Here is a 20,373-nt window from a genome sequence, read left to right on the forward strand (position 1 = left end):
TAATCTTGGTCACGATAATTTCTTGTCCATACATTTTGGTGGAAGCTAGTTGGCGATCGCAAATATTAATGGTTTAGCAAGAGGCAAATGTGATGTATGAGGCAACAATTCCTGATTCCACAATTCTTTGCCATCAGGCGTTTTGGCAAGTGAATTAATTTAGATTACCACTGTTTATCTTCCCTTTCCTGACATGAATTCTTCTCACCCTACAGTAATTGTTGGAGCAGGCTTCACGGGGCTTTTTACAGCTCTGCATTTGCGTCATCAACATGATCTGCGTTCGATTATTTTGATTGACCCACAAGAGCGCTTTGTTTTCAAGCCGATGCTATATGAATTGCTGACAGGTGAATTGCCAGAAGACACTGTTTGTCCGACTTATAAGGAGTTGCTGAAAGGCAGCAATATCAGCTTTGTGCAGGACAAAGTAGTGACGATCGATCTGCAAGAAAAGCGCCTCATGTTAGCTTCTGATGCAGACTATACCTATGCTCATTTGGTTCTAGCGGTTGGTAGCGTTCAAGGCTATTTGGGAACAGAAGGCGCACAAGAAAATGCTTTTGCCTTTCGGTCACGAGAGAATGCGATTGCACTGGAACATCAATTACGGGATTGTTTGCAGCGTGCCAGTCAAATGGCTAATGAAGCAGAACGGCGATCGCTGTTGGCCTTTGCTGTGGTTGGGGCAGGTCCAACTGGGGTAGAAATGGCGGCAACGTTAGCGGATTTGTTGCCTTATTGGTACGCTCAACTTGGTGGCGATATGCGTGAGATTCGCATTATTTTGATCAATCATGGTAAGACGATTCTTGCAGGAGATGTCAATGCAGGTTTGCAGGAGGATGCTCTCCACGCGTTCAGAACTCGTACAGTTCCCGTTGAGTTGATATTAGGTGCAGGCGTAAAGTCTGTTAGTGCAAACTACCTGGAGTATCAACCTGTTGACAGCACAGAGACCCAAAAACTACTGACGCAAACCACGATTTGGACAGCGGGTACTGCCTTGAATCCCCTTATCCAAAGCCTCAAGTCTCAAATTCTCGCAGACCATCTGGATAAGCATGGATTACCGCTCGTGACTCCAACTCTGCAACTGCTGGATTTTCCAGAGGTGTTTGCCGCAGGCGATTGTGCAGGCATGCAGGCACAGCCACTACCAGCTTTAGCACAGGTGGCCTATCAACAAGGCGCAACCATTGCCCATAATTTAATTGCACTTGCCAAAGGGGCAACTCCTAACCCAGCGCATGTAAATCTTCGCGGCACGCTAATGAAGTTGGGTTTGAACAACGGAGTAGCAAACCTGTTTGACAAAGTGCAGGTAACTGGCAAACCCGGCGATTTAATTCGCAATGCAACGTATTTGGAAATGCTGCCCACTCCAATACATGACTTTAAGGCAACCACCGAATGGCTGAAGGAAGAAACCTTCCACCACTACCATCGACCCAAATTGGAGCCAGAAACTCCTGCAAAATAGCCTCTTTCTACAGTTGAGCAACGAGAACTATCGCTGATGAAGTCCCTCGTCATCGCGCGATCGAGTGAGTGCACGTCCGCCACGAGGAAGTTGCCGCTTTTGCTGCGGGAGGCGAAGCGCAATTGAGCGGTCATTTAACCGTGTGTACGGGAAGTTGTGAACCCGGAAACTTGCACCTGCTGAACGGGCTATATGACTGCAACCGCAGCATGGCCCAAGAGCTAGACCTTGATCAAGACGTTGGTGCACGCGATGACTACTCAACTGCGTCAGGGCATTGCGGTGAGAAAATGAGTGATGGGCTTAGCGGGCGAGGTGGGATGCGATGAGGTCTATGTTATTGATGGACACAAAGGATAGCCTGAAGCGGTCAGAAAAAGGGACGCAAAGAAGGACGCAACCGCCTCAAGGGGGTACCCTTCGGGAAGTAAGCTACGGGGTCGCGGTGCGCTCACAAAGGAAAACCCACCGCTTTGCGGCATGATTGCACGAGGTGGCGCGGTAGTGATAGCACTGTCACCGCCTGCAGCAGCAGGCCGCCCAATCCTGCCCACATTGAGCAGGTTATGGTGCTTTGTACAGTTGACTTAACGTATCAGCACGCCTAGCCGCTTGGGCGAGTGCGTCTTGCGGGTGGGAAATTCGGCACTCGCTCTCTTTATGATTTGATCTAACTCACCTCAAACTGATTTCTGACGCGTTCCTCATTCTCTGCACGAAAGCCTAGTTCTAAGAGAGCTTTGTGAATCTTGGCTTTCGAGGGACGAACCTTCGGGCAGGTTAAGCCCAGTTCTCTGGCATTTTCAAACAGCTCCCGCATTAACAGATCCAGGGAGATAGCATCGGTATCTTCTGGGAAGTATTCCATTCTTCCTTCGTAAGCTAGTGTATACAGCTCCAGGTGATGCTTCCCCATCACTCTGGACAGTTTTCTAAAGGTTTCAGGTGTCGGACAAGTGCCCTTAAAGCAAGCTCCTCTTAGCCTTGGCTGAGGAACTCCAGCCAATTCAGCCAGACGATTCATGCTTATTCCCTGTTCTTCCAGGTATTGCAGGATGAATTGTCCTAGAGGAGAACAGTCTTCAGCTTTTATTTGCAACCTTGCTGGCATTGGTTTGCGATCGAGAAACTAATTACTAGCTTGAGGTGAGGACTCTCGAAGCTGGATAAATCATAAACTATTACTCCGATTGTAAGGTATCGTCAACTTAACTTGAGGGAGGCGGTAGAATACAGCATCATGCCTTGATTGTCTAGTTATGCCCATCGATTCTCATCATCGCTTCTCCACCAAAACTATTGGCTACGGCATCTAGCTCGATGACACCTTTCCGAGCAGCGATCGGGCTATTGAGAAAATGCTGCTCTAGCGTGGAGTGAAGTGACCGACGCATCCATTCGAGCATGGTGTCATCAGTTTACAGCCATACGCGAATTCAGTGCCCCATCCGCGCCCCTATTTAACAGATCATTGGCCTCTTGCCAAAGTTGAGAGCACCAGCCTGGGGCAGCACTCTTATTTGTGGCAAACGTTGGGGGCTGAGGGCAACATACTGGACAGTTAACCGCAACAGCATGGGGTACCGAGGCAACCAAGCAGTTTTTCCACAAACGCCTCAAGCCACAGGGCTTTGCACCTCGCGTAATCGTGACGGACAAGCTGAAAAGCTACGAAGCTGCTAAAAACGAGATGCTCAAGAGTGTCGAGCATCGACAGCACAAAGCTTTAAACAATCGAACGGAGGACTCGCATCAACCCATACGAACGCGAGAGCGCCATAAGCGGAAAGGTTAAGTCACTGGGGTAAGCCCAACGTTTTCTCGCTGCGTTTGAATCGATGCGAGACCATTTCCATCCGAAACAACATCAACTCACCGCTCATCATTACCACAAAGCCTCTCTCGCTAAACAATCAATGCTTGGCGAGAGAGGCTTAGCTGTGCCTAACTTTGAATTTTCGCTATTAGGTTGACAATGCTGTGGCGATCGCTCTCCTTATTTGAGAACTCGCTTACTTGCGGCGGTAGGGAACTGATTTTTCGATATCAATATTGACGGCTGAAATCCGCTGAGGCGCGTTACCCCGAGCATCAATACTCCGTGCCATATCGAGGAAGAGGGCCGGGTTGCCTGCTGTAAGCTTTTTCTCTTGGGGCTTATAGCCACGAACAGACGTTTGCCATACAAATTGTGGGAAACCAAGCTTAGCTCGATAGTATGCATCGTAGCGGGGAGACTTGATATTGAAAGGACGTTCGCCCTCTGCTTGACTGGGTAGTACCCGACGACGCTGATAGGGGAGCGTATCATACCCAAAGGCTTCAAGATATTCTTCACTATTGAGGAGCTCATCCACAAAACCTACGGTGCCTTTCGTAGCTACCACAATTGACCAGGCAATTTTTTCTCGCTCGCTGTAAACATCACGCCCCAATACTCGCTGCACAGTCTGCTCAACAAAACGGTAGTTGCTGTTGAGGTCATAGAAACTGCGCTTGTAAGTGTTAGAGAGCAGTAAGCCGCGAACGAAATCGCGGACGGTGATCTGTCCACTGCGAAGTTGGGATTCCAGGAATCGTTCTCGATCGGCGGCAAAGGCATGGAAGAAAATCTGACGATAAGCCGCTTCAATCAGAGCATCTGTATCTGCGGGGGAAAGCAAGTTCTCTGTAGAGTAGATCCTGGGCTGCTCGTCTCCAGGAACCTCATACCCTGACACCCGCTGATTTTGGCTAGCGGGGGAATATTCTAAAAGAGGAATTGTCACGCCTATAAATCTCCCTTTTCTCACGAAATCCTATCAAAGACACTCTTAATCATATAAGCATGAGGTCAGCATTATTCGCTTGAGTTTGATAAAAATTACATAACTTACAATTGGTAGCCTCGTTAAAACGGAACCGTTTCTTCAGGTCAGCAATGCGTTGCGATGGTTGAGCGACTCATTCAGATGGTTGCCGAATGAGTCGCTTAGCTTATTGGTTGAGGTGAAAAGCAGACGTTGGTTACCCTCGATCGCCGATCGCCCTTTCCCCTCGCCAAAACATCAGCGGATCTGGGGTTGGTAGACAACCAGGATAAAACCGCAGACAGCTTTCCATTCCAGGTTCATACGTGGGTGGCGCAATCTCTAAACCCAGACATACGTGATCCAGGGATTGCCCAAACTGGTGATGGTGCCCAGGAGAACCTGCATGGGCATGGGCGTATTCATGAGCAACTAGTAGCAGCCAATCTTCCGGTTCTACTCGACCCACATCGATCAAGATGGTCAGTGGCTGGGTCTGAAAATTACAGAGCGCATCAAGCCCAAACGATTGAGCTAGAGGAGCCGCAAAGATTTGGATCTCAGGTTGTTCCCAAGGGTGAAAACAGTCGTGGCAAGCCTGGAGATAGGCATTGAGTTGCATGTTTACAGCTTCAATATGGTTGCCAATCCAGGTACAGATAGAGACGCGGTGAGTCAGGTCATAGACCAGACAAACCATTTCAGGCGCTAAAGCCAGACTGCGAACTCCATACAGATAGTCCAACCCACGAGTAAATGGATCGGTAGAAGTTGTCATGATCAAGTTATCGGTCAAGATCTACCAACCAAAGAAAGAGAAGTGTTTTGTGGGTTCAACTGCGTTTTCAATCGGGTCAGGGGTGAGCTTTGAGCGGTCAGCCCCATTCAAGCCAGGGGCATTCTCTGACGCATCAGGGGTGCGAAATTCTGTACAGAAGGTGGCGGTGCTGAAACCACCAAAGCGTTTTACGGTGCTGGTGCGCATTCTCAGGCTAGGACCAGCGAACCAAAAGCGTTCGATCGAACTCATGGTTTCATACTCGGTTGTCAAAACTAACCCATCTTCATCATCCATGTGATACTGCCCCGCCACTGGGACAATTTCTGCATACCCCCGTTCTCGCAACAGGGTTCCCTGGCGAGGATGGTCGGCATCTGGAATGAGAGCAAAGACCGTAGACCCTTTATGGTTGTCATCGTCTCTATCCCATTGCATTTCACCTTTCCAGGAGACAAATGCGCCCCCGATCGCCCCTTGAGGGTCAACTTGATGGAGTTGGCAGATCTCAACAACTTTAGGATGATCGGCCCCAAGTGCCTCGACCTGAATCTCAGATTCGCCTGCTTCGACTCGCTTGAATGCAAGGTGGTGCGTCGTTCGTTGCGATCGCCAAACCCCCGTACTCAGCTGAAAAAATTCCATGACATCCATAGATTGCTATCTAACTCCGAACAACAACTTCAGCACGTTACGCCAATACCCTCTAAGAGGAAGATTCGCCAAGCTGGGTAACCTTATAGACTCTATGTTAAACCTGCTAGCGATATTCCCCACGAGTGAGCAGGGTCAAGCTGAATTCCCCAAATAAAGAGTAGTGTGGCGCGGCTTTATTCGAAAACGTCTAAAACGTCACACTTGTCAAGTGAGTGTAATGTTTGTTAATCTTAGAGTGATGGTGGTCAGCAAAATCGATGTCGTGTCATATCGGAGAGTAGAACGTATGAATATCCCACTGGAGTTGAGCCTGGAGCAAGAATTTAACCTCAAGCTATATCGAGAGCAGATTAAGGGTTTAAGCCCAGAAGAATCTCAAGAATTTCTTTTAGAGGTGCTGCGCCAGCTCATGGTAAAGGACAACATGATCAAGCACTTTCTCAAACGGAATTAGTTGAAACTTAGACGGTTGAGTCAGAAACGCGCTTAGACCTCCGCATTTGCTTCTTGCTGCCATCCACTCGTTATTAAGCATCACTGCCTTAATCCCCCAGTTAGCACAGCCTAACGGGGGGTTTTGTGCGTCATATTACGGATTGTTACTTTGTTTCTCATAACTGAGACGATAGTCACCCTCATCTTTTATGTTTTTGAGTGTCTTGATTGTTTTGTCGTCACTGACAAGCAAAAAGATTTTACAGATTTATTAATTTTAAGGAGAGCGAAATGCTTGACGCTTTTTCTAGAGCTGTAGTTTCAGCCGATGCCAGCACCGCTACAGTCTCCGACATTGGTGCCCTCAAGTCGTTTGTTGCTAGCGGGAATCGTCGGTTGGATGCGGTAAATGCGATCGCCAGCAACGCAAGCTGTATGGTATCTGATGCTGTTGCAGGCATGATTTGTGAAAACCAAGGTTTGATCCAAGCTGGTGGTAACTGCTACCCTAACCGTCGCATGGCTGCTTGTTTGCGCGATGCTGAAATCATCTTGCGCTATGTGACCTACGCTCTACTGGCTGGTGATGCGTCTGTGCTGGATGATCGCTGCCTCAACGGTTTGAAAGAAACCTATGCTGCACTGGGCGTACCCACCACCTCCACCGTGCGTGCCGTTCAAATCATGAAGGCTCAAGCGGCTGCTCACATCAAAGACGAACCCAGCGAGAAGTTTGCTGGCGCTAAGCTGCGTAAAATGGGTTCCCCCGTTACCGAAGATCGTTGCGCTAGCCTGGTTGCTGAAGCATCCAGCTACTTCGATCGTGTGATTTCGGCTCTGAGCTAGTCAATTGCTAAGCGCAATTCGCTCAGGAAAATTGAAACTAAGCTCACAGTACAAAAGCAACTTTGGAGATTTAAGCAATGAAATCCGTCGTTACCACCGTAATCGCCTCGGCTGATGCAGCCGGTCGTTTCCCCAGCACGTCTGATCTAGAGTCCATTCAAGGTTCCATCCAACGGGCTGCTGCTCGTTTGGAAGCGGCTGAAAAGCTAGCTGGCAACCTGGATGCAGTAGCTACCGAAGCTTACAATGCTTGCATCAAGAAGTACCCCTACTTGAACAACCAGGGTGAAGCAAATTCTACCGATACGTTCAAGTCTAAGTGCGCGCGTGACATCAAGCACTACCTGCGCTTGGTGCAATACTCCCTCGTTGTGGGTGGTACAGGTCCCTTGGATGAGTGGGGTATTGCCGGTCAGCGTGAAGTGTATCGCGCTTTGGGTCTGCCTACCGCTCCTTACGTTGAAGCATTGAGCTTTGCACGCACCCGTGGTTGCGCTCCTCGCGATATGTCTTCCCAAGCGTTGACTGAGTACAACGCACTGCTTGACTATGCAATCAACTCGCTATCCTAGTCAATTACCAGACGTGTAATTGCGTAACAGGGTAAATTCCTCTCTACAAGCCTGGAGGTTCTTGGCTCTTTGCTTTGCCTGTTAAGGTCAAGTAATGGCACAGAATCTCTGGGCTTGTTTTGTTCTAAGCTAATCACAATGACTATGAGCTAGTGATTGACTCTCTATGGATAAGCGGTTTTTTAATTTTTTTAATCTCACCGAGGATCAGGCGATCGCCCTGTTAGATACCCCTCAAGACCAGATCAGTGAAGATGATTCACGCTACATTGCAGCATCCCATTTGGTAAACTTTCCCACTGAACGATCAATTGCTGCGCTTATCCGAGCAATTCAGCAAACCGATCCGGTCATGGAAAACCGCATTGTGCGGCGCAAGTCTGTGGAAACGTTGGGTCGTTTGGAAGCGGTGCAGGCACTGCCAGTCATCCATACCTGCCTGAGTGATGATGACTGCTACATGGTGGAAAACGCGGTTTGGGCGATCGGCGAAATTGGCACCCAGAATGCTGCAATTCTAGAAACCGTGGCTCAGTTACTAGACAAACCAGGACAAACCTATCGGGTCATTATTCATACGTTGACCAAGTTGAACTATGAACCCGCAGTAGAACGGATTCGCCGCTTTACCCATGACGCTGATCTGCCAACCGCAAGTGCTGCCATTACAGCCATTTGTCGGTTTACTGGGGATTATGCTCAGATGGGACAAGTGGTAGAAATGCTGCAACACACGAATGTGCTAGCACGGCGGTTATCTATTCAAGACTTGATCGATGCTCGGTATTACGACGCGATCCCCAACATTGCCAGATGTCCCGTATCGCTAGTGTTTCGACTACGCGGGATTCGGATGTTGGCAGAAGAGGGACTTTCGACAGGGGCGCTTACCTTTGACACTATTCGACCCTACTTAGAGCAATCTCTCCGCGACCATCCTAGCGATCTGGACTTGGTTCATGCCTATGATCAACCTCCAGCGCTCCCATTTCTGATCCAGGAATTATATGAAACTGACTTTGGGCGTTGCTATTTAGCCACCCAAACCATTCTGGAACATTACTCCGAGGCGGCACCAGCGGCGCTATTTGACACTTACGCTCAAGAGGCAACTAACGACTACGGTGCCCACTTTCATGTGGTGAAATTGTTTGGTTGGCTAAAGCACGCCCCCGCCTACGACTTACTCATGGAAGCGTTACAGAACAAACAGCCCCAATTTCAAAAATCACGGGCGGCAGCGGCGATCGCCCTGGCGGAACTCGGCGATTCACGGGCCATCCCAGCCTTAAGAACCTGTCTGGAGACTAAAATTTGGGACTTGAAGTACGCAACCTTAATCGCTTTAGAGCAATTGGGTGACACTACTGGCTATACAGCAGTTACTGATGATGATGACTGGCTCATTCGAGCAAAAGCCGACTCAAAACTTGCGATCGCTCGTTAAGGTAATGACGGGTGGACGAAATATCGCTCCCTCCCCTTGCTGTCTCCCTTTCCTTCTTTGATCATGTCAACCACCGAAGAACTGTTTCAACAACTCAAGCATCCCAATCCCCATTTACGCGATGAGGCCATGTGGGAACTGGCAGAAAATCCAGATGAAACCACCATCCCGCGACTGATGAGTATTTTGGATGAGGAAGATACGACCTATCGGCGGGCAGCGGTTAAAGCGTTAGGGGCAATCGGAGCTGATGCGGTGCCGCCGCTGGTCGAGGCATTGCTCAAGAGCGATAATGCCACAGTGCGGGGGAGTGCTGCCAAAGCACTGGCACAGGTTGCCATTAACTATCCCGATGATCCGTTTCCCGCCGAAGGGGTGCAGGGGTTAACGACAGCACTCCACGATGCAAATCCAGTCGTGCATATTGCCGCCGTGATGGCAATGGGTGAAATTGGCGCTCCTGTTGTCGATGCGTTGATTGAGGCATTGCAAACGACAGATAATCCAGCCCTGGCGATTTCGATCGTCAATGCTCTGGTTTCCATTGGTGATGAACGAGGGGTAGACGTACTCACGGCACTGATTCAGGATGAATCAACCGACTCCTATGTACGAGAGTCTGCCACTAGCGCCCTCTCTCGCCTGGAGATGACAACAAAGTTTCAGCGGCGAGAATCATAAGCAGAAGCATTCAACCTAATCACTTAGATTGGGATACACGGAAGAATTCTATACAACACTTGTTGGACTGTTCTCATTTCAGTTTGTGGCGGTAGATGTAAAATGATCTGCTAGCTGCCAAGGTTAAGCTGTTCAAAGGTTTGCTATGCAACAGAGAATTGAGGTTATCGGTAGATTTAGAGTTGACTGATTCCGCCATCAACAGCGATTTCGGCACCCAAAATGTAAGCAGAATCTGAGGTGCTAAGGAACAAGACGGTCTCTGCAATCTCTTCAGGAGTTCCAAAGCGCTTCATCGGAATTTGAGCGATAAACTTCTGTGCATTTGCTTCGACTGCTTCTTGAGAGAGTCCTGTTCTACGATGAAATGGAGTTGCGATCGCTCCCGGACTTACAGCATTTACACGGATTCCTCGTTCAATCAATTCTGCTGCAAATGTCCTAGTCAGCGATCGTACCGCAGCTTTGCTGGCTGATAAGACGCTGGTATTTGGACGACCGAGCATTCCAATAAATGATGTGTTGAGAACGATCACAGCATCATCATTCAGATAATTGAGAGCCTTTTGAACTGTAAAATATAGCCCTTTCAAATTGATTGAAAATACCTCATCATAAATTGCTTCAGTCGTATCTTCAAGTGATGTGAACCTGCCTATCCCAGCATTTGCGAACAGAATATCAATCCTACCAAATTTTTCTGAGATCGCTTGGTAAAACTGATCAATTTGCTCTAACCGTGCAACGTCTGCTTGCAGTGCCAAAACATCACCATCAATGGCTGAAACTGCTTCACGCAGGGCAGTTTGATCGCGTCCAGCAATAACCACCTTTGCGCCTTCTTGACTAAACAATTTAGCCGTTGCTAATCCAATTCCACTGTTCCCGCCTGTCACCAGCGCAACTTTTCCACCGAGTTTCATTAAACTTTCTCCTAATCCTTGGCTTGATTGAGTGTCTCTAAATCAAAGCACAACACACTTCCAATTAGGAGGTATTTACCGAAAAGTGCTATACTTACCTGATGGTAAAAATAGCCGACAGTAGAGGTTTCTCAGGATGGATGCGGCAGTGATACAACAGGCAAGAGCTTGCCTTACTCAGAAGTCGGAATTTAGTTCAACCTGTTCAGTGCCGCAAGTTCTCGATCAGATTGGCAGCAAGTGGGCAATTTTGATCATCTATGCCCTTTCTCAGGGAACAAAGCGATATAGCCAACTTCAGCAACTAATTGAAGGGATATCGCCCAAAATGTTGATTCAAAACCTGCGAAAATTAGAAATCTGTGGATTAGTGCAACGAGTCGTTCATCCAGTTGTACCTCCTCAAGTCGATTACTCACTTACCTCTTTAGGAGAAACCCTGGTCGATCCTTTGGCGATGCTTTACGTCTGGGCGGAGAAGCATGTCCATGAGCTAAACCATGCTGAAGCTCCTAATAAGCAAGGGTGACTTATAAGTCCTGGTTGGATAATCGCAGGTTAACGATCCGCTTGTATCCAGCTGTGTTGAGTTTCTTCATTGAGCTTGTAAGGCTGCTCGCGGCGAATGCTGAGCACCGTTTTTAGATATTTAAGCTCAGCTTTGGCGGTGTTTGTTCTAAGCAGTAGCGCGATCGTTCGCGATCGTTGCTCTCATCATTAGCGAGATCGCCGCTCGGCACTCTCATCATTTCTCTGACATCACTACCACCATCAGCACAGAGTTTGGGACAATGGTAACTGGATTGACCAATTCATTCAGCCATTAACAAAAACCCATCATGTCCGATTCTCAAGCCATTAGTGCTGCCGTTGCCAAGCTCTATAACACCTACCCCTTTCCGCCCGAACCGTTACTGGATGAACCACCTCCGGGCTACAACTGGCGCTGGAATTGGCTGACCGCCTACAACTTCTGCACAGGACAAAAGCCTGCTCAGCAGCCTGTGCGAATTTTGGATTCTGGCTGTGGCACAGGTGTGGGTACGGAATACCTGGTGCATCTCAATCCAGAGGCGACGGTTGTGGGTATTGATCTGAGTGCTGGGGCGCTGTCAGTGGCAAAAGAGCGCTGTCAGAAGTCGGGAGCAACGCGAGTGGAATTTCATCACCTCAGCTTATTTGATGTTGAACAACTGCCCGGAGAGTTTGATCTCATTAACTGTGTGGGAGTGTTGCATCACACGCCCGACCCGGTGCGCGGCATTCAAGCATTGGCGAAAAAGCTGGCACCAGGGGGAATATTCCATATTTTTGTGTACGGTGAGCTGGGCCGCTGGGAAATTAAGTTAATGCAGGAAGCGATCGCCCTCTTACAAGCAGAGAATCGGGGCGATTATGTGGATGGAGTCTCCGTTGGACGACAATTGTTTGCTGCCCTGCCAGAGGACAACCGCCTGCGCAAACGGGAAGAGGAGCGTTGGTCGTGGGAAAATCAACGCGATGGCTACTTTGCGGATATGTATGTGCATCCACAAGAGATTGATTACAACATTCATACCGTCTTTGAACTCATTGATGCGTCAGGGTTGGAATTTATCGGTTTTTCCAATCCGCAGGTTTGGGGGTTGGATCGATTGATGGGTCAGGCACCAGAGTTAATGGAGCGTGCAAAGCAGTTGAGCGATCGTCAGCGGTATCGGTTGGTTGAATTACTCGATCCGCAAGCCATTACCCACTACGAGTTCTTTCTAGGACGTAGCCCTCTCCCCAAGCAAGACTGGGCATCGGATACCGATCTTTTAGCGGCTGTACCTGAGCCAAGTCCTTGCATTCAAGGATGGCGAGATAGTCAACAATTTTTTAATTATGACTATCAGATTGTTCATCTCAAAGAGTCTGAGTGGCAATTCTTGCTGGGCTGTGACGGTAATCCGGCTGAGCAGAAAACGGTTGCGGAGATTGTGCGATCGGTAGAAGCCAGTTTGGCAGAGGTGCGATCGTTGCAACAGCAACAAATCATCCTGTTAACGCCATCGCAATCGCTCTACCAATCGTCTTCAGACTGACGTTCAATTTGGGCGATCGCCAGTTTCGCTAGCACTCGCACAACCTCTTGTTCATCCGTAAGCAATGACCGTAATGGCTCTAAAGCCGAGCGATCCCCAATCTTGCCCAGAGCATTAATGGCGGCTTTGCGCACATCTAAATCTGCATCTTGAACCGCCAAGATTAAATGCGGCACTGCAACAGGGTAGTTCACCTGCCCTAACGCCGCCGCCGCTTCTGTACGGATGAGGGCTTCTGGATCGGTTAAAGCGGCTACTAAAAGGCTGCAAGGCTTTTCATCGGCCTGCTCTTGGGCTACATGCCCCAGCGCCCCGATCACCGCACACCGGACATCCAGAGAGGCACTATTCAATGCCTTGTATAAATAATCTGCGGCTTCAGACCCAACAAAGGCCAGCGCCCACGCTGCATGACCTTTGATATCCTCCGGTTGCTCGGTCGATGCCAGGATAGCCAACAAATCGGGTACAGCGGCTTCCCCAGTTCTTGCGAGTGCGCCTGCCGAGGAACTTCTTACAACCGTGTCCTCATCATTGAGAAACGCATGGAGTAAGGGTGGAACAGCTTCCGGGTCAGCGATAAGCGTCAGGGTCTTCGCCGCTGCCCGCCGCACAGTCACATCAGCATGGCTTGCCAGTGCATCGATTAGAAACGGAGTCGCAGGCTCACCAATTTCTCCCAGCGTTTCCGCAAACTGCAACCGTACCAGTCCGCGAGGATCGCCTAAACCCTCTACTAGTTGTTTCAGAATTGGATCGGTCGCCTCAAAGGTACCCAGCGTAATCTGTTCACTTACCCTCTGGATGAGGACATCATTCTCAGCTTGAACTTGCTTTGCCTTCACTTGCAACCTTAAATCATCCACTGCTAAAGGTTCGGAGTTACGAGAGTAACTAAATACTCATTCTCTGTTTACTGCTATTTAGTCATTTAGCTACCAGTGGTTAGCGTGGCTTGCCGCTGGCGGAGTGCCTGAAGTTGGGCGTCAATTTGAGCAAGTTGTGGCTCCAGGCTAGACATCGCTTGCGCCTTCATGATCTTGGCTCTCTGTGCCATTGACAGAGTGTCGTTCACCAAACGTTCCCGATATTGTTCCAACTCTGCAATCACTTCGGTCAGCTCCTCAGAGGTTGCCTGGTCGATCGCGGTCAGTTCTTGAGTGTCTGCCATATAAGTGCCTTTGTTATGTTCATTTTGCTAAACGCTTCTGTCCTATTTTCTCAGATTCCACCACCAAGTAAACAATTCTTTTTAAGCCCTCAGCAAATGTAATGCCTGCGCGAGGGAGGCCGGAGATCAGGTTGTACATCGTCACGGTCGTTTTAGCGGTCGAGTCGCAATGGAGTACGCAGCATGAACAGTAGCCATTCGGTCACTTTGGACTTACACAGCCCCAACAATGGTTGCTAGCCTTATGCCAATGTTGACTAGAATCGCACAATCAATGCAGCGAACTGTTGTCAAGTACAGTTTATACAAAACTTGCTTAATAATGATGGTTGATTGAAAGTGATCATTCACATAACGCTTTTTCTAGTCGGAGCATATTATTAAGTTTTGCAAACATCATCAGCAAAGAAGTAATTCTGACGACAAAGCTCTTGTATCGATCATCACAATTCTCTCATTGAGATAACTTTCCTTACATTCAATTATTAAAACTCGGCCAGCTCTATCAAGGGAAAGCGGTTAAAGCAATCGATCGCAGGGTAGAGTTTTGCAAACAAGATAAAAGCGCTGAAGCCTTTATACGAAAGCGATTAACACATCATAAGTGGAAAAACTTTAGCTTTATTTCAGCCTTCAATGATTAGTAAACAGTGCCAAAAAACAGCTCAATAGACGATCCCATAAGATTTAGCGCCTCCTAAATATTTCGTAATAAAAAAGCCTGGTTAGCTATTGTATAAAAATTCTTGTAAGGGTTCCAAGAGATAAAGACGAGCTTTAAGTTCGATTAGAGGTCGCTTTGATAACCTTTTTCCTCAACATCATGTTACGACTCAAGTTGGTGAGGGAACGTTTTTTCTTCCTGTACAATTTGTGCTTTCGCAAAGCTTTAATTTAGATATTTTTGGTCTAAAAAAGCGTTTGGATGCATGATTGTGTGACCAGAAAAAGGCAAGGCAGTCTTCTTCACCTTCTCGTATGGACTCTTGAGCAAGTTCAATTAATCAACATGTAGGAGATTGAAACACATGGTGCAAGATGCTTTTTCTAAAGTTGTTGCCCAGTTTGATGCAAGAGGAGAATATCTGACTGACTCCCAGTTAGATGCTCTACTCGGTTTAGTCAAAGACGGCAACAAGCGGGTTGATGTTGTCAACCGTATCTCTGGCAATGCCTCTGCCATTGTTGCTAACGCCGCGCGCTCTTTGTTTGCTGAGCAACCGCAACTAATCGCGCCGGGCGGCAATGCTTATACAAGCCGTCGTGCTGCTGCCTGCGTGCGAGATTTGGATATCATCCTCCGCTATGTGACCTATGCCATTTTTGCGGGCGATGCCAGCATTCTAGAAGACCGTGCTTTGAATGGTTTACGGGAAACCTATCTGGCCTTAGGAACGCCGGGAGCTTCGGTTGCGGTTGGTATTCAAAAACTGAAAGAAGCCTCGATCGCGATCGCGAACGATACCAATGGGATCACCAAAGGCGATTGCAGTGCCCTGGTTGCAGAAGTCGCATCCTATTTCGATCGCGCAGCCGCAGCGGTTGCTTAATTTCTCTCTGTGGGTGTTGCCAGGATGCTTGCAACAACAAACAATCAGGCTTCAAGCTTGATTCTGTACTTGCCAGCAGTCTATTTAACCAGTCTTTTGTACAAGAATTAGGAGACAAAAAGTCAATGAGTAAGACTCCATTAACCGAAGCGCTTGTCGCTGCTGATTCTCAAGGTCGCTACCTGGGTAGCACCGAAATTCAGGTCGCGTTCGGTCGTTTTCGGCAGGCTGCCGTTAGCCTCGAAGCTGCAAAGGCACTCTCTAAGAAAGCACTCAGTCTGGCAGAAGCTGCCGCTAATGCGGTGTATCAAAAGTTTCCCTACACCACTCAGTTAGACGGGCCTAACTATGCGTCTAGCTCCACCGGCAAAGCGAAGTGCGTGCGGGACATCGGCTATTATCTGCGGATTGTGACCTATGCTTTGGTGGTAGGGGGAACAGGCCCGATCGATGATTATCTGATTGGAGGACTGGCTGAAATTAACCGCACGTTTGAGCTATCTCCCAGCTGGTATCTTGAAGCGCTGAAGTATATCAAGGCGAATCATGGTTTGAGCGGTGATGCAGCCGTTGAGGCAAATTCGTACATCGATTACATTATCAATGCTCTCAGCTAGTCATCATCCGTCAAGCCAGCAAAAATAGTTGGTTTGTGGCGTGACTCCACTCATTTCTCTTTACTTTGTAGCAATCCTAAATGCTTGTGGAAGCAGATCAAGGCAGCCATTCGGGTCGCTATGGAGAACGAATATCACCTGTTTTAAGCTGAAGCCGATCAATCAGGTAGGATTGCTACCACAGATTTTTCAGTTTTTGCGATGCTGCTTGGGGAATCATTTGGTCCTGCGTCAGCCAGTGTATGGCACTGCCAGATTTTTCGTCAGAAGTTCATCGTGCCTCGCAAAAACTTGAGTTGAGCTTGCAGCCGTGAAACGTTGCAAATGCGTCAAGCCTTTGCGTAGTCAACTTGAAGGGTTACATGCTACGACGTGCACAGGTGCCTGTCAATTTTATTGGTTCAGTGACCGATGCTGTGGTAGAAACGACATTTCACTGGCTACGCAAACGCTTTCCTAATGGTTTACGACAGTTTCAGATCAAGAAGCCTCAAGATCGTCTACCCTACTCTGCACTAAAAGTGCAGGCTAACAGAAAGAAGTCCTCTGTAGGCGTTGCCTTCCCGAAGGGTAGAGGACTGCAAGCGTCTGGCAACCCGTTTTAACGGGTTTCGCACCGTTAGCCCGGCTTTTAAGCACCGGCGGGGGAGCAACGGATTGAGCAGCCTTGCAAGACTTTTGTCAGTCAATCCGCAGTGCCTGCTAAAAACGACTGTAGGTTTCTGCTATTTCTACTTTTTGTAAAAAAGGCGATCGAAAGATTCGCAATTATATTCTCACGTTAGGAGATGGAATGATGGCAGCGCTGAGAGAAGCAAGTCGATTGGGGGTCCGTCCGTTTGCAGATACCGCTAGGGTTGAGTTGCGTTCTAGCAAAACTGATGCTGATGTCAAAGCAGTGATCTGGGCGGCGTATCGCCAGGTGTTGGGGAATGAGCATCTGTTTGAGATCGATCGCCTTTCCAGCGCTGAATCGCTCTTGCACCAGGAGCAGATCACTGTGCGGGATTTTGTCCGGGCGATCGCTCAATCTGAGCTTTATCGACAAAAGTTTTTCTATACCAATGCTCAGGTTCGCTTCATTGAGCTGAACTATAAACACCTTTTAGGTCGTGCTCCTAACGATGAGGCAGAAATCGCTTACCACGTTGATCTCTATACATCTCAGGGATACGAGGCGGAGATTGATTCTTACCTTGATTCTCTAGAATATCAACAGAATTTTGGCGACGCGATCGTGCCCTATTACCGCGGCTTTCAGACCACAATTGGGCAAAGAACGTCTGGGTTTCCCCGCTTTTTTCAGTTATATCGAGGGTATGCCAATAGCGATCGTGCTCAAAGCAAGCCCGCAGGGCAACTAACCTGGAACTTAGCAAGGAATCTGGTGTCTCCCATTTCTCCAGCGGCGACAGGTTCCTTAACTGGGGTTTCGACCGGGCGGCAGGGGGGCAAAACCTACCGCATTCGTCTAACGCAGGCGGCTTCTGCCAACGCTCCCACAGTTCGACAAAGCATTACTGAAATTGTTGTCCCTTTTGAGCAGTTGTCAAAGCGGTTACAACAATTACATCGCCAGGGGAAAAAGGTGATCAGCGTTGCCCTTTCGTAAAAGTCAGTCTAATAAAAATTTGATGGGTGGGGGCATGGTTGAATTTGGGAGTGAAGCATTGCTTTGCCTGCTTCTACCACGATCGCGGACACCAAAGCATTAACAGGTTACAAACGTTGGAGATTTGGAGAGTTTTTTGATGGCTATTACCACCGCTGCATCCCGGCTTGGAACGTCTGCCTTTAGTAACGCGACCCCAATTGAACTACGGTCTAATGCCAGCCAGCCAGAGATTTACCAGGTGATTGCGGCAATCTATCGTCAGGTGTTAGGTAATGATTACATCTTGCAGGCGGAACGGCTAGTGGGGCTGGAATCGCTGCTGCTGAATCAAACCATCACTGTGCAAGAATTTGTACGGCAGTTGGCAAAAGCCGATCTGTACAAAGCCAAGTTTTTTTCAAATACATTCCATACCCGCTTCACTGAACTGAATTACAAGCATTTGCTCGGTCGTGCCCCTTACGATGAATCTGAGGTGATTGATCACCTGGATTTATACCAGGCGAAGGGATATGACGCTGACATTGATTCCTACATTGACTCGATCGAGTACCAGAGCAATTTTGGCGACAATATTGTGCCGTATTACCGGGGTTTTGCCACTCAAACAGGGCAAAGAACTGTTGGCTTTACCCGCCTTTTCCAGCTTTATCGGGGGTACGCCAGCAGCGATCGCGCCCAGATTCCAGGACGATCAGCGCGGTTAATTGGCGAACTAGCAAAAAATAGTGCTTCAACAGTGATTGCACCTGCGGGCAGCAATAATGGCTTTGCCTATCGTGCGCCCTTGCAGGGAGAAACTCCCAACAGTACCTTTGGCGGCTCTCAGGCTTTTGGCACTGGGCGACTGTATCGGGTTGAAGTGTCTAATGTTTCTAAGCCGGGTTATCCCAAAGTACGCCGGGTGAATCAGTCCGCTGTGATTCCTTACGAACAGCTATCCAACTACTTTCAACAGGTGCAGGGACGGGGCGGCAAAATTGCCAGCATTACCCCTCTTTAAAAATCCCTGTCGCCAGTGGTTGAATGGCGCTGATCTAAAAACGCGCTTCACCCTGGTTGGCCCTTAAATCTTCCAGAGTTGAGGAGTTGTGAAGTTCGGCTGCCCCCATTCTTAGGGCTGGAGGCAGGGCGGTTTCATACAAAGAATTTGCATATGCCCCCCATCTCCCCAATTCGGTGGGAAATCTGTCTGAAGTCCCCCAATTTTGGGGATTTAAGGGGCGAAGGTGGGATTCTCACAACCTTTCAAGTTTTTCTTTTTCTACATGGAAACCACCCTGCCCTTCTTAAGGCTGGAGGGCAGAGCGCTATTTCAGCGCCATTCACTTTGAGATCAATCTCAGGTTGAAAGCTCAAGCCTATTGAAATAGGTTAAGCGCCGTAACAGCTATATAACTCGTCAAATTTGCAGGATTTTATCATGGTCTATCAAATTGCTGTCAATGAAAACGCCAGTTCTACTTCAGAGAATCGAAGTTTTCAGCTTGAAGTGTCGGGTTTGCATCAAAACGATAGGACTGATCAAGACAATTACGCTATTCGCTCTAGTGCCAGTGTGTTGATTAGAGTACCCTTGAGCCGCTTCAACTCTGAACTCCAGCGGATTAATCGGTTAGGTGGCAAGATTATTAGTATTCAATCACTAACATCAAGCAGCGATCGTCCTTAAAGTTAGGCTTAAAGACTGCCAGTCTGTGGAGAAAGTGACACTGCCAGATCTCGATAGCGACGCGGATCGCCTTCTGCCAAAACAAGTCGCTCCTGCCCTTTGCGATCGTACAGCTTCCCTAAAATCGTCTGCCAATCCTTTGCAGATAGGGGTGAGTGCTGCTCTTCAACTCCAGCCAGTTGTACCACTGTTTCTGCCTGAAGGTTCTGCTGTGCCACCCAGACACGCGCCCGTACCGCCCAACTGTCTTCGTTGACCGCCATCTGCTCAAATTGGGACTGAATTTGCGCTTTCCACTCTGGATGGGTCGAAGGAATGGCATGAGCCAGTGCCTGTAAGCCCACGATCGCTGAGTAACGCACCACCCACTCCTCATCCTGCTGCGCCACAAAGAGCAACGCTTCTAATGCCTCTTCCTGAGCAACTTCCAGGAGCTCGTCTGGGAACCAGTGCCACTTCATCATCCCCAATCCTCTAGCGGCTGCCCGTCGGACGCTGAGCGAAAAATCTGCCGTGGCAACCCCTAACAAGGTCACTAAGCCTCTCGGATCACCGATGCCAGCCAAGGCACGGATTGCCCAGGCTCTGGCGGTATAGTTATGAAGATCCAATTGCTCTAGCAGCGCGGGTACGGCGGGTTCTCCTAGTTGAATCAACCCATCTACCGCTGCTACTGCCGCTCCTGGATTGTTATAGCTGAGAGCAGCAATCAATGTTGGGATAGCCCCCTCAAAACGGGCTGACGCCAGGTTTTCCACCGCCTCTAACAACAGACTAGAAGAATCTGCCTTTTCTACAGCTCGAATCAGGGAGGAAAGGTGATCAGTCATGACAGAGGAGAAGAGCAATAAGTTCTACCATCTACATTCTCGCTCTTTCTGCTGAACATTGCTGATACTTAAAAAAATAGAATTGAATGTTTATAGGACTTACGCAGTCGCCCCCTTTTCTTGTATGCCTAAAGGGCTTTAAGCTCCCAATTCTGGGGAACTTTGAGTGCTTGCTCCCCCAAATTTGGGGGCTGGGGGCTAGTTTTAGAGAATTTGCGTAAGTCCTGGTTTAAAGCCTTTT

The 20,373-nt window shown here is 48.6% G+C and carries 24 protein-coding genes and 1 pseudogene; 16 read left to right on the forward strand and 9 right to left on the reverse strand.

Features of this window, described 5'->3' with window-relative positions; genetic code table 11:
* Window positions 1-193 precede the first annotated feature (193 nt).
* Entirely contained in the window at window positions 194-1,483 is a 1,290-nt protein-coding gene (locus AC5JLP_RS01450; protein ID WP_496066113.1) for an NAD(P)/FAD-dependent oxidoreductase, read from the forward strand.
* Between the two features lie 68 nt (window positions 1,484-1,551).
* On the forward strand, window positions 1,552-1,812 hold the full coding sequence (locus AC5JLP_RS01455; protein ID WP_496066114.1) for a thiamine pyrophosphate-binding protein: 261 nt from the start codon (window positions 1,552-1,554) through the stop codon (window positions 1,810-1,812).
* A 341-nt stretch (window positions 1,813-2,153) separates the two neighbouring features.
* Here the strand turns inward: AC5JLP_RS01455 and AC5JLP_RS01460 are convergent, their stop codons facing one another.
* Both AC5JLP_RS01460 and AC5JLP_RS01465 read right to left on the reverse strand, forming a co-directional pair.
* Window positions 2,154-2,594: a helix-turn-helix domain-containing protein gene (locus tag AC5JLP_RS01460; RefSeq protein WP_496066115.1), complete on the reverse strand. Its 441-nt coding sequence runs from the start codon at window positions 2,592-2,594 to the stop codon at window positions 2,154-2,156.
* Between the two features lie 142 nt (window positions 2,595-2,736).
* Complete coding sequence (locus AC5JLP_RS01465; protein WP_496066116.1) at window positions 2,737-2,889, reverse strand: hypothetical protein; 153 nt, start codon at window positions 2,887-2,889, stop codon at window positions 2,737-2,739.
* 188 nt (window positions 2,890-3,077) lie between these two features.
* Between AC5JLP_RS01465 and AC5JLP_RS01470 the strand changes: the two are divergent.
* Window positions 3,078-3,278 (forward strand): annotated as a pseudogene (locus AC5JLP_RS01470) (DDE-type integrase/transposase/recombinase); the annotation flags it as partial.
* Between the two features lie 217 nt (window positions 3,279-3,495).
* Here AC5JLP_RS01470 and AC5JLP_RS01475 read toward each other — a convergent pair.
* The 3 genes from AC5JLP_RS01475 to AC5JLP_RS01485 all read right to left on the reverse strand — a co-directional run bounded on the left by AC5JLP_RS01475 (window position 3,496) and on the right by AC5JLP_RS01485 (window position 5,695).
* Window positions 3,496-4,251 (reverse strand): phycobilisome rod-core linker polypeptide, encoded by a 756-nt coding sequence (locus AC5JLP_RS01475; protein WP_496066117.1) that lies wholly within the window; start codon window positions 4,249-4,251, stop codon window positions 3,496-3,498.
* Between the two features lie 238 nt (window positions 4,252-4,489).
* The gene (locus AC5JLP_RS01480) at window positions 4,490-5,050 is read right to left on the reverse strand and encodes a hypothetical protein (protein ID WP_496066118.1); all 561 of its coding nucleotides are present in this window, start codon (window positions 5,048-5,050) and stop codon (window positions 4,490-4,492) included.
* Window positions 5,051-5,071: 21 nt separating this feature from the next.
* Window positions 5,072-5,695 (reverse strand): phycobiliprotein lyase, encoded by a 624-nt coding sequence (locus tag AC5JLP_RS01485; RefSeq protein WP_496066119.1) that lies wholly within the window; start codon window positions 5,693-5,695, stop codon window positions 5,072-5,074.
* Window positions 5,696-5,993: 298 nt separating this feature from the next.
* On the opposite strand from AC5JLP_RS01485, the gene AC5JLP_RS01490 reads away from it, so the two are divergent.
* From AC5JLP_RS01490 to AC5JLP_RS01510, 5 genes are all read left to right on the forward strand, one after another.
* Window positions 5,994-6,161, forward strand: coding sequence for an NblA/ycf18 family protein (locus AC5JLP_RS01490; protein ID WP_496066120.1), 168 nt, complete (start codon window positions 5,994-5,996; stop codon window positions 6,159-6,161).
* A 272-nt stretch (window positions 6,162-6,433) separates the two neighbouring features.
* Window positions 6,434-6,988 (forward strand): phycoerythrin subunit beta, encoded by a 555-nt coding sequence (gene cpeB / locus AC5JLP_RS01495; protein ID WP_496066121.1) that lies wholly within the window; start codon window positions 6,434-6,436, stop codon window positions 6,986-6,988.
* A 77-nt stretch (window positions 6,989-7,065) separates the two neighbouring features.
* A complete protein-coding gene (cpeA, locus tag AC5JLP_RS01500) occupies window positions 7,066-7,560 on the forward strand; it encodes a C-phycoerythrin subunit alpha (RefSeq protein ID WP_496066122.1) in 495 nt (164 codons plus the stop codon).
* A 166-nt stretch (window positions 7,561-7,726) separates the two neighbouring features.
* On the forward strand, window positions 7,727-9,007 hold the full coding sequence (gene cpeY / locus AC5JLP_RS01505; protein ID WP_496066123.1) for a C-phycoerythrin alpha-cysteine-82 phycoerythrobilin lyase CpeY: 1,281 nt from the start codon (window positions 7,727-7,729) through the stop codon (window positions 9,005-9,007).
* A 63-nt stretch (window positions 9,008-9,070) separates the two neighbouring features.
* Entirely contained in the window at window positions 9,071-9,688 is a 618-nt protein-coding gene (locus tag AC5JLP_RS01510; RefSeq protein WP_496066124.1) for a HEAT repeat domain-containing protein, read from the forward strand.
* A gap of 176 nt (window positions 9,689-9,864) precedes the next feature.
* Here AC5JLP_RS01510 and AC5JLP_RS01515 read toward each other — a convergent pair whose 3' ends face one another.
* Complete coding sequence (locus AC5JLP_RS01515; protein WP_496066125.1) at window positions 9,865-10,611, reverse strand: glucose 1-dehydrogenase; 747 nt, start codon at window positions 10,609-10,611, stop codon at window positions 9,865-9,867.
* A gap of 136 nt (window positions 10,612-10,747) precedes the next feature.
* Between AC5JLP_RS01515 and AC5JLP_RS01520 the strand changes: the two genes are divergently transcribed.
* Both AC5JLP_RS01520 and AC5JLP_RS01525 read left to right on the forward strand, forming a co-directional pair.
* Window positions 10,748-11,140: a winged helix-turn-helix transcriptional regulator gene (locus AC5JLP_RS01520; RefSeq protein ID WP_496066126.1), complete on the forward strand. Its 393-nt coding sequence runs from the start codon at window positions 10,748-10,750 to the stop codon at window positions 11,138-11,140.
* 310 nt (window positions 11,141-11,450) lie between these two features.
* Complete coding sequence (locus tag AC5JLP_RS01525; RefSeq protein WP_496066127.1) at window positions 11,451-12,677, forward strand: class I SAM-dependent methyltransferase; 1,227 nt, start codon at window positions 11,451-11,453, stop codon at window positions 12,675-12,677.
* On the opposite strand, the gene AC5JLP_RS01530 is transcribed toward AC5JLP_RS01525, so the two are convergent.
* Together AC5JLP_RS01530 and AC5JLP_RS01535 are read right to left on the reverse strand one after the other, a co-directional pair.
* Window positions 12,656-13,543 carry a HEAT repeat domain-containing protein gene (locus AC5JLP_RS01530; RefSeq protein WP_496066128.1) on the reverse strand — a complete coding sequence of 296 codons (888 nt, stop codon included), beginning with the start codon at window positions 13,541-13,543 and terminating at the stop codon, window positions 12,656-12,658. The two genes, AC5JLP_RS01525 and AC5JLP_RS01530, sit on opposite strands and share 22 nt — an antisense overlap.
* A gap of 65 nt (window positions 13,544-13,608) precedes the next feature.
* Window positions 13,609-13,848, reverse strand: coding sequence for a DUF8630 family protein (locus AC5JLP_RS01535; protein WP_496066129.1), 240 nt, complete (start codon window positions 13,846-13,848; stop codon window positions 13,609-13,611).
* A gap of 1,031 nt (window positions 13,849-14,879) precedes the next feature.
* Here AC5JLP_RS01535 and cpcB point away from each other — a divergent pair.
* The 6 genes from cpcB (at window position 14,880) to cpcD (ending at window position 19,302) form a co-directional block, all read left to right on the forward strand.
* On the forward strand, window positions 14,880-15,398 hold the full coding sequence (cpcB, locus tag AC5JLP_RS01540; RefSeq protein ID WP_496066202.1) for a C-phycocyanin subunit beta: 519 nt from the start codon (window positions 14,880-14,882) through the stop codon (window positions 15,396-15,398).
* A gap of 125 nt (window positions 15,399-15,523) precedes the next feature.
* Complete coding sequence (cpcA, locus tag AC5JLP_RS01545) at window positions 15,524-16,015, forward strand: C-phycocyanin subunit alpha (protein ID WP_496066130.1); 492 nt, start codon at window positions 15,524-15,526, stop codon at window positions 16,013-16,015.
* A 362-nt stretch (window positions 16,016-16,377) separates the two neighbouring features.
* The gene (locus AC5JLP_RS01550; protein WP_496066131.1) at window positions 16,378-16,620 is read left to right on the forward strand and encodes a hypothetical protein; all 243 of its coding nucleotides are present in this window, start codon (window positions 16,378-16,380) and stop codon (window positions 16,618-16,620) included.
* Between the two features lie 188 nt (window positions 16,621-16,808).
* Window positions 16,809-17,627: a phycobilisome rod-core linker polypeptide gene (locus tag AC5JLP_RS01555; protein WP_496066132.1), complete on the forward strand. Its 819-nt coding sequence runs from the start codon at window positions 16,809-16,811 to the stop codon at window positions 17,625-17,627.
* A gap of 139 nt (window positions 17,628-17,766) precedes the next feature.
* Window positions 17,767-18,633 (forward strand): phycobilisome rod-core linker polypeptide, encoded by an 867-nt coding sequence (locus tag AC5JLP_RS01560; protein WP_496066133.1) that lies wholly within the window; start codon window positions 17,767-17,769, stop codon window positions 18,631-18,633.
* A gap of 420 nt (window positions 18,634-19,053) precedes the next feature.
* Window positions 19,054-19,302 carry a rod-capping linker protein CpcD gene (gene cpcD / locus AC5JLP_RS01565; RefSeq protein ID WP_496066134.1) on the forward strand — a complete coding sequence of 83 codons (249 nt, stop codon included), beginning with the start codon at window positions 19,054-19,056 and terminating at the stop codon, window positions 19,300-19,302.
* Window positions 19,303-19,310: 8 nt separating this feature from the next.
* Here the strand turns inward: cpcD and cpcF are convergent, their stop codons facing one another.
* Entirely contained in the window at window positions 19,311-20,132 is an 822-nt protein-coding gene (cpcF, locus tag AC5JLP_RS01570) for a C-phycocyanin alpha-cysteine-84 phycocyanobilin lyase subunit CpcF (RefSeq protein WP_496066135.1), read from the reverse strand.
* Window positions 20,133-20,373: the final 241 nt, after the last annotated feature.

The organism is Stenomitos rutilans, assembly GCF_059505485.1.

Bases quoted from the DNA above. Each gene is read 5' to 3' on its own strand.
- cpeB (WP_496066121.1), top strand. From the start codon at position 6,434: ATGCTTGACGCTTTTTCTAGAGCTGTAGTTTCAGCCGATGCCAGCACC.
- cpeA (WP_496066122.1), top strand. From the start codon at position 7,066: ATGAAATCCGTCGTTACCACCGTAATCGCCTCGGCTGATGCAGCCGGT.
- AC5JLP_RS01555 (WP_496066132.1), top strand. From the start codon at position 16,809: ATGATGGCAGCGCTGAGAGAAGCAAGTCGATTGGGGGTCCGTCCGTTT.
- AC5JLP_RS01485 (WP_496066119.1), bottom strand. From the start codon at position 5,695: ATGGAATTTTTTCAGCTGAGTACGGGGGTTTGGCGATCGCAACGAACG.
- AC5JLP_RS01480 (WP_496066118.1), bottom strand. From the start codon at position 5,050: ATGACAACTTCTACCGATCCATTTACTCGTGGGTTGGACTATCTGTAT.
- AC5JLP_RS01550 (WP_496066131.1), top strand. From the start codon at position 16,378: ATGCTACGACGTGCACAGGTGCCTGTCAATTTTATTGGTTCAGTGACC.
- AC5JLP_RS01450 (WP_496066113.1), top strand. From the start codon at position 194: ATGAATTCTTCTCACCCTACAGTAATTGTTGGAGCAGGCTTCACGGGG.
- AC5JLP_RS01525 (WP_496066127.1), top strand. From the start codon at position 11,451: ATGTCCGATTCTCAAGCCATTAGTGCTGCCGTTGCCAAGCTCTATAAC.
- AC5JLP_RS01520 (WP_496066126.1), top strand. From the start codon at position 10,748: ATGGATGCGGCAGTGATACAACAGGCAAGAGCTTGCCTTACTCAGAAG.
- AC5JLP_RS01535 (WP_496066129.1), bottom strand. From the start codon at position 13,848: ATGGCAGACACTCAAGAACTGACCGCGATCGACCAGGCAACCTCTGAG.
- AC5JLP_RS01515 (WP_496066125.1), bottom strand. From the start codon at position 10,611: ATGAAACTCGGTGGAAAAGTTGCGCTGGTGACAGGCGGGAACAGTGGA.
- cpcF (WP_496066135.1), bottom strand. From the start codon at position 20,132: ATGACTGATCACCTTTCCTCCCTGATTCGAGCTGTAGAAAAGGCAGAT.
- AC5JLP_RS01560 (WP_496066133.1), top strand. From the start codon at position 17,767: ATGGCTATTACCACCGCTGCATCCCGGCTTGGAACGTCTGCCTTTAGT.
- AC5JLP_RS01460 (WP_496066115.1), bottom strand. From the start codon at position 2,594: ATGCCAGCAAGGTTGCAAATAAAAGCTGAAGACTGTTCTCCTCTAGGA.
- AC5JLP_RS01510 (WP_496066124.1), top strand. From the start codon at position 9,071: ATGTCAACCACCGAAGAACTGTTTCAACAACTCAAGCATCCCAATCCC.
- cpcD (WP_496066134.1), top strand. From the start codon at position 19,054: ATGGTCTATCAAATTGCTGTCAATGAAAACGCCAGTTCTACTTCAGAG.
- cpeY (WP_496066123.1), top strand. From the start codon at position 7,727: ATGGATAAGCGGTTTTTTAATTTTTTTAATCTCACCGAGGATCAGGCG.
- AC5JLP_RS01490 (WP_496066120.1), top strand. From the start codon at position 5,994: ATGAATATCCCACTGGAGTTGAGCCTGGAGCAAGAATTTAACCTCAAG.
- AC5JLP_RS01465 (WP_496066116.1), bottom strand. From the start codon at position 2,889: ATGCTCGAATGGATGCGTCGGTCACTTCACTCCACGCTAGAGCAGCAT.
- cpcA (WP_496066130.1), top strand. From the start codon at position 15,524: ATGAGTAAGACTCCATTAACCGAAGCGCTTGTCGCTGCTGATTCTCAA.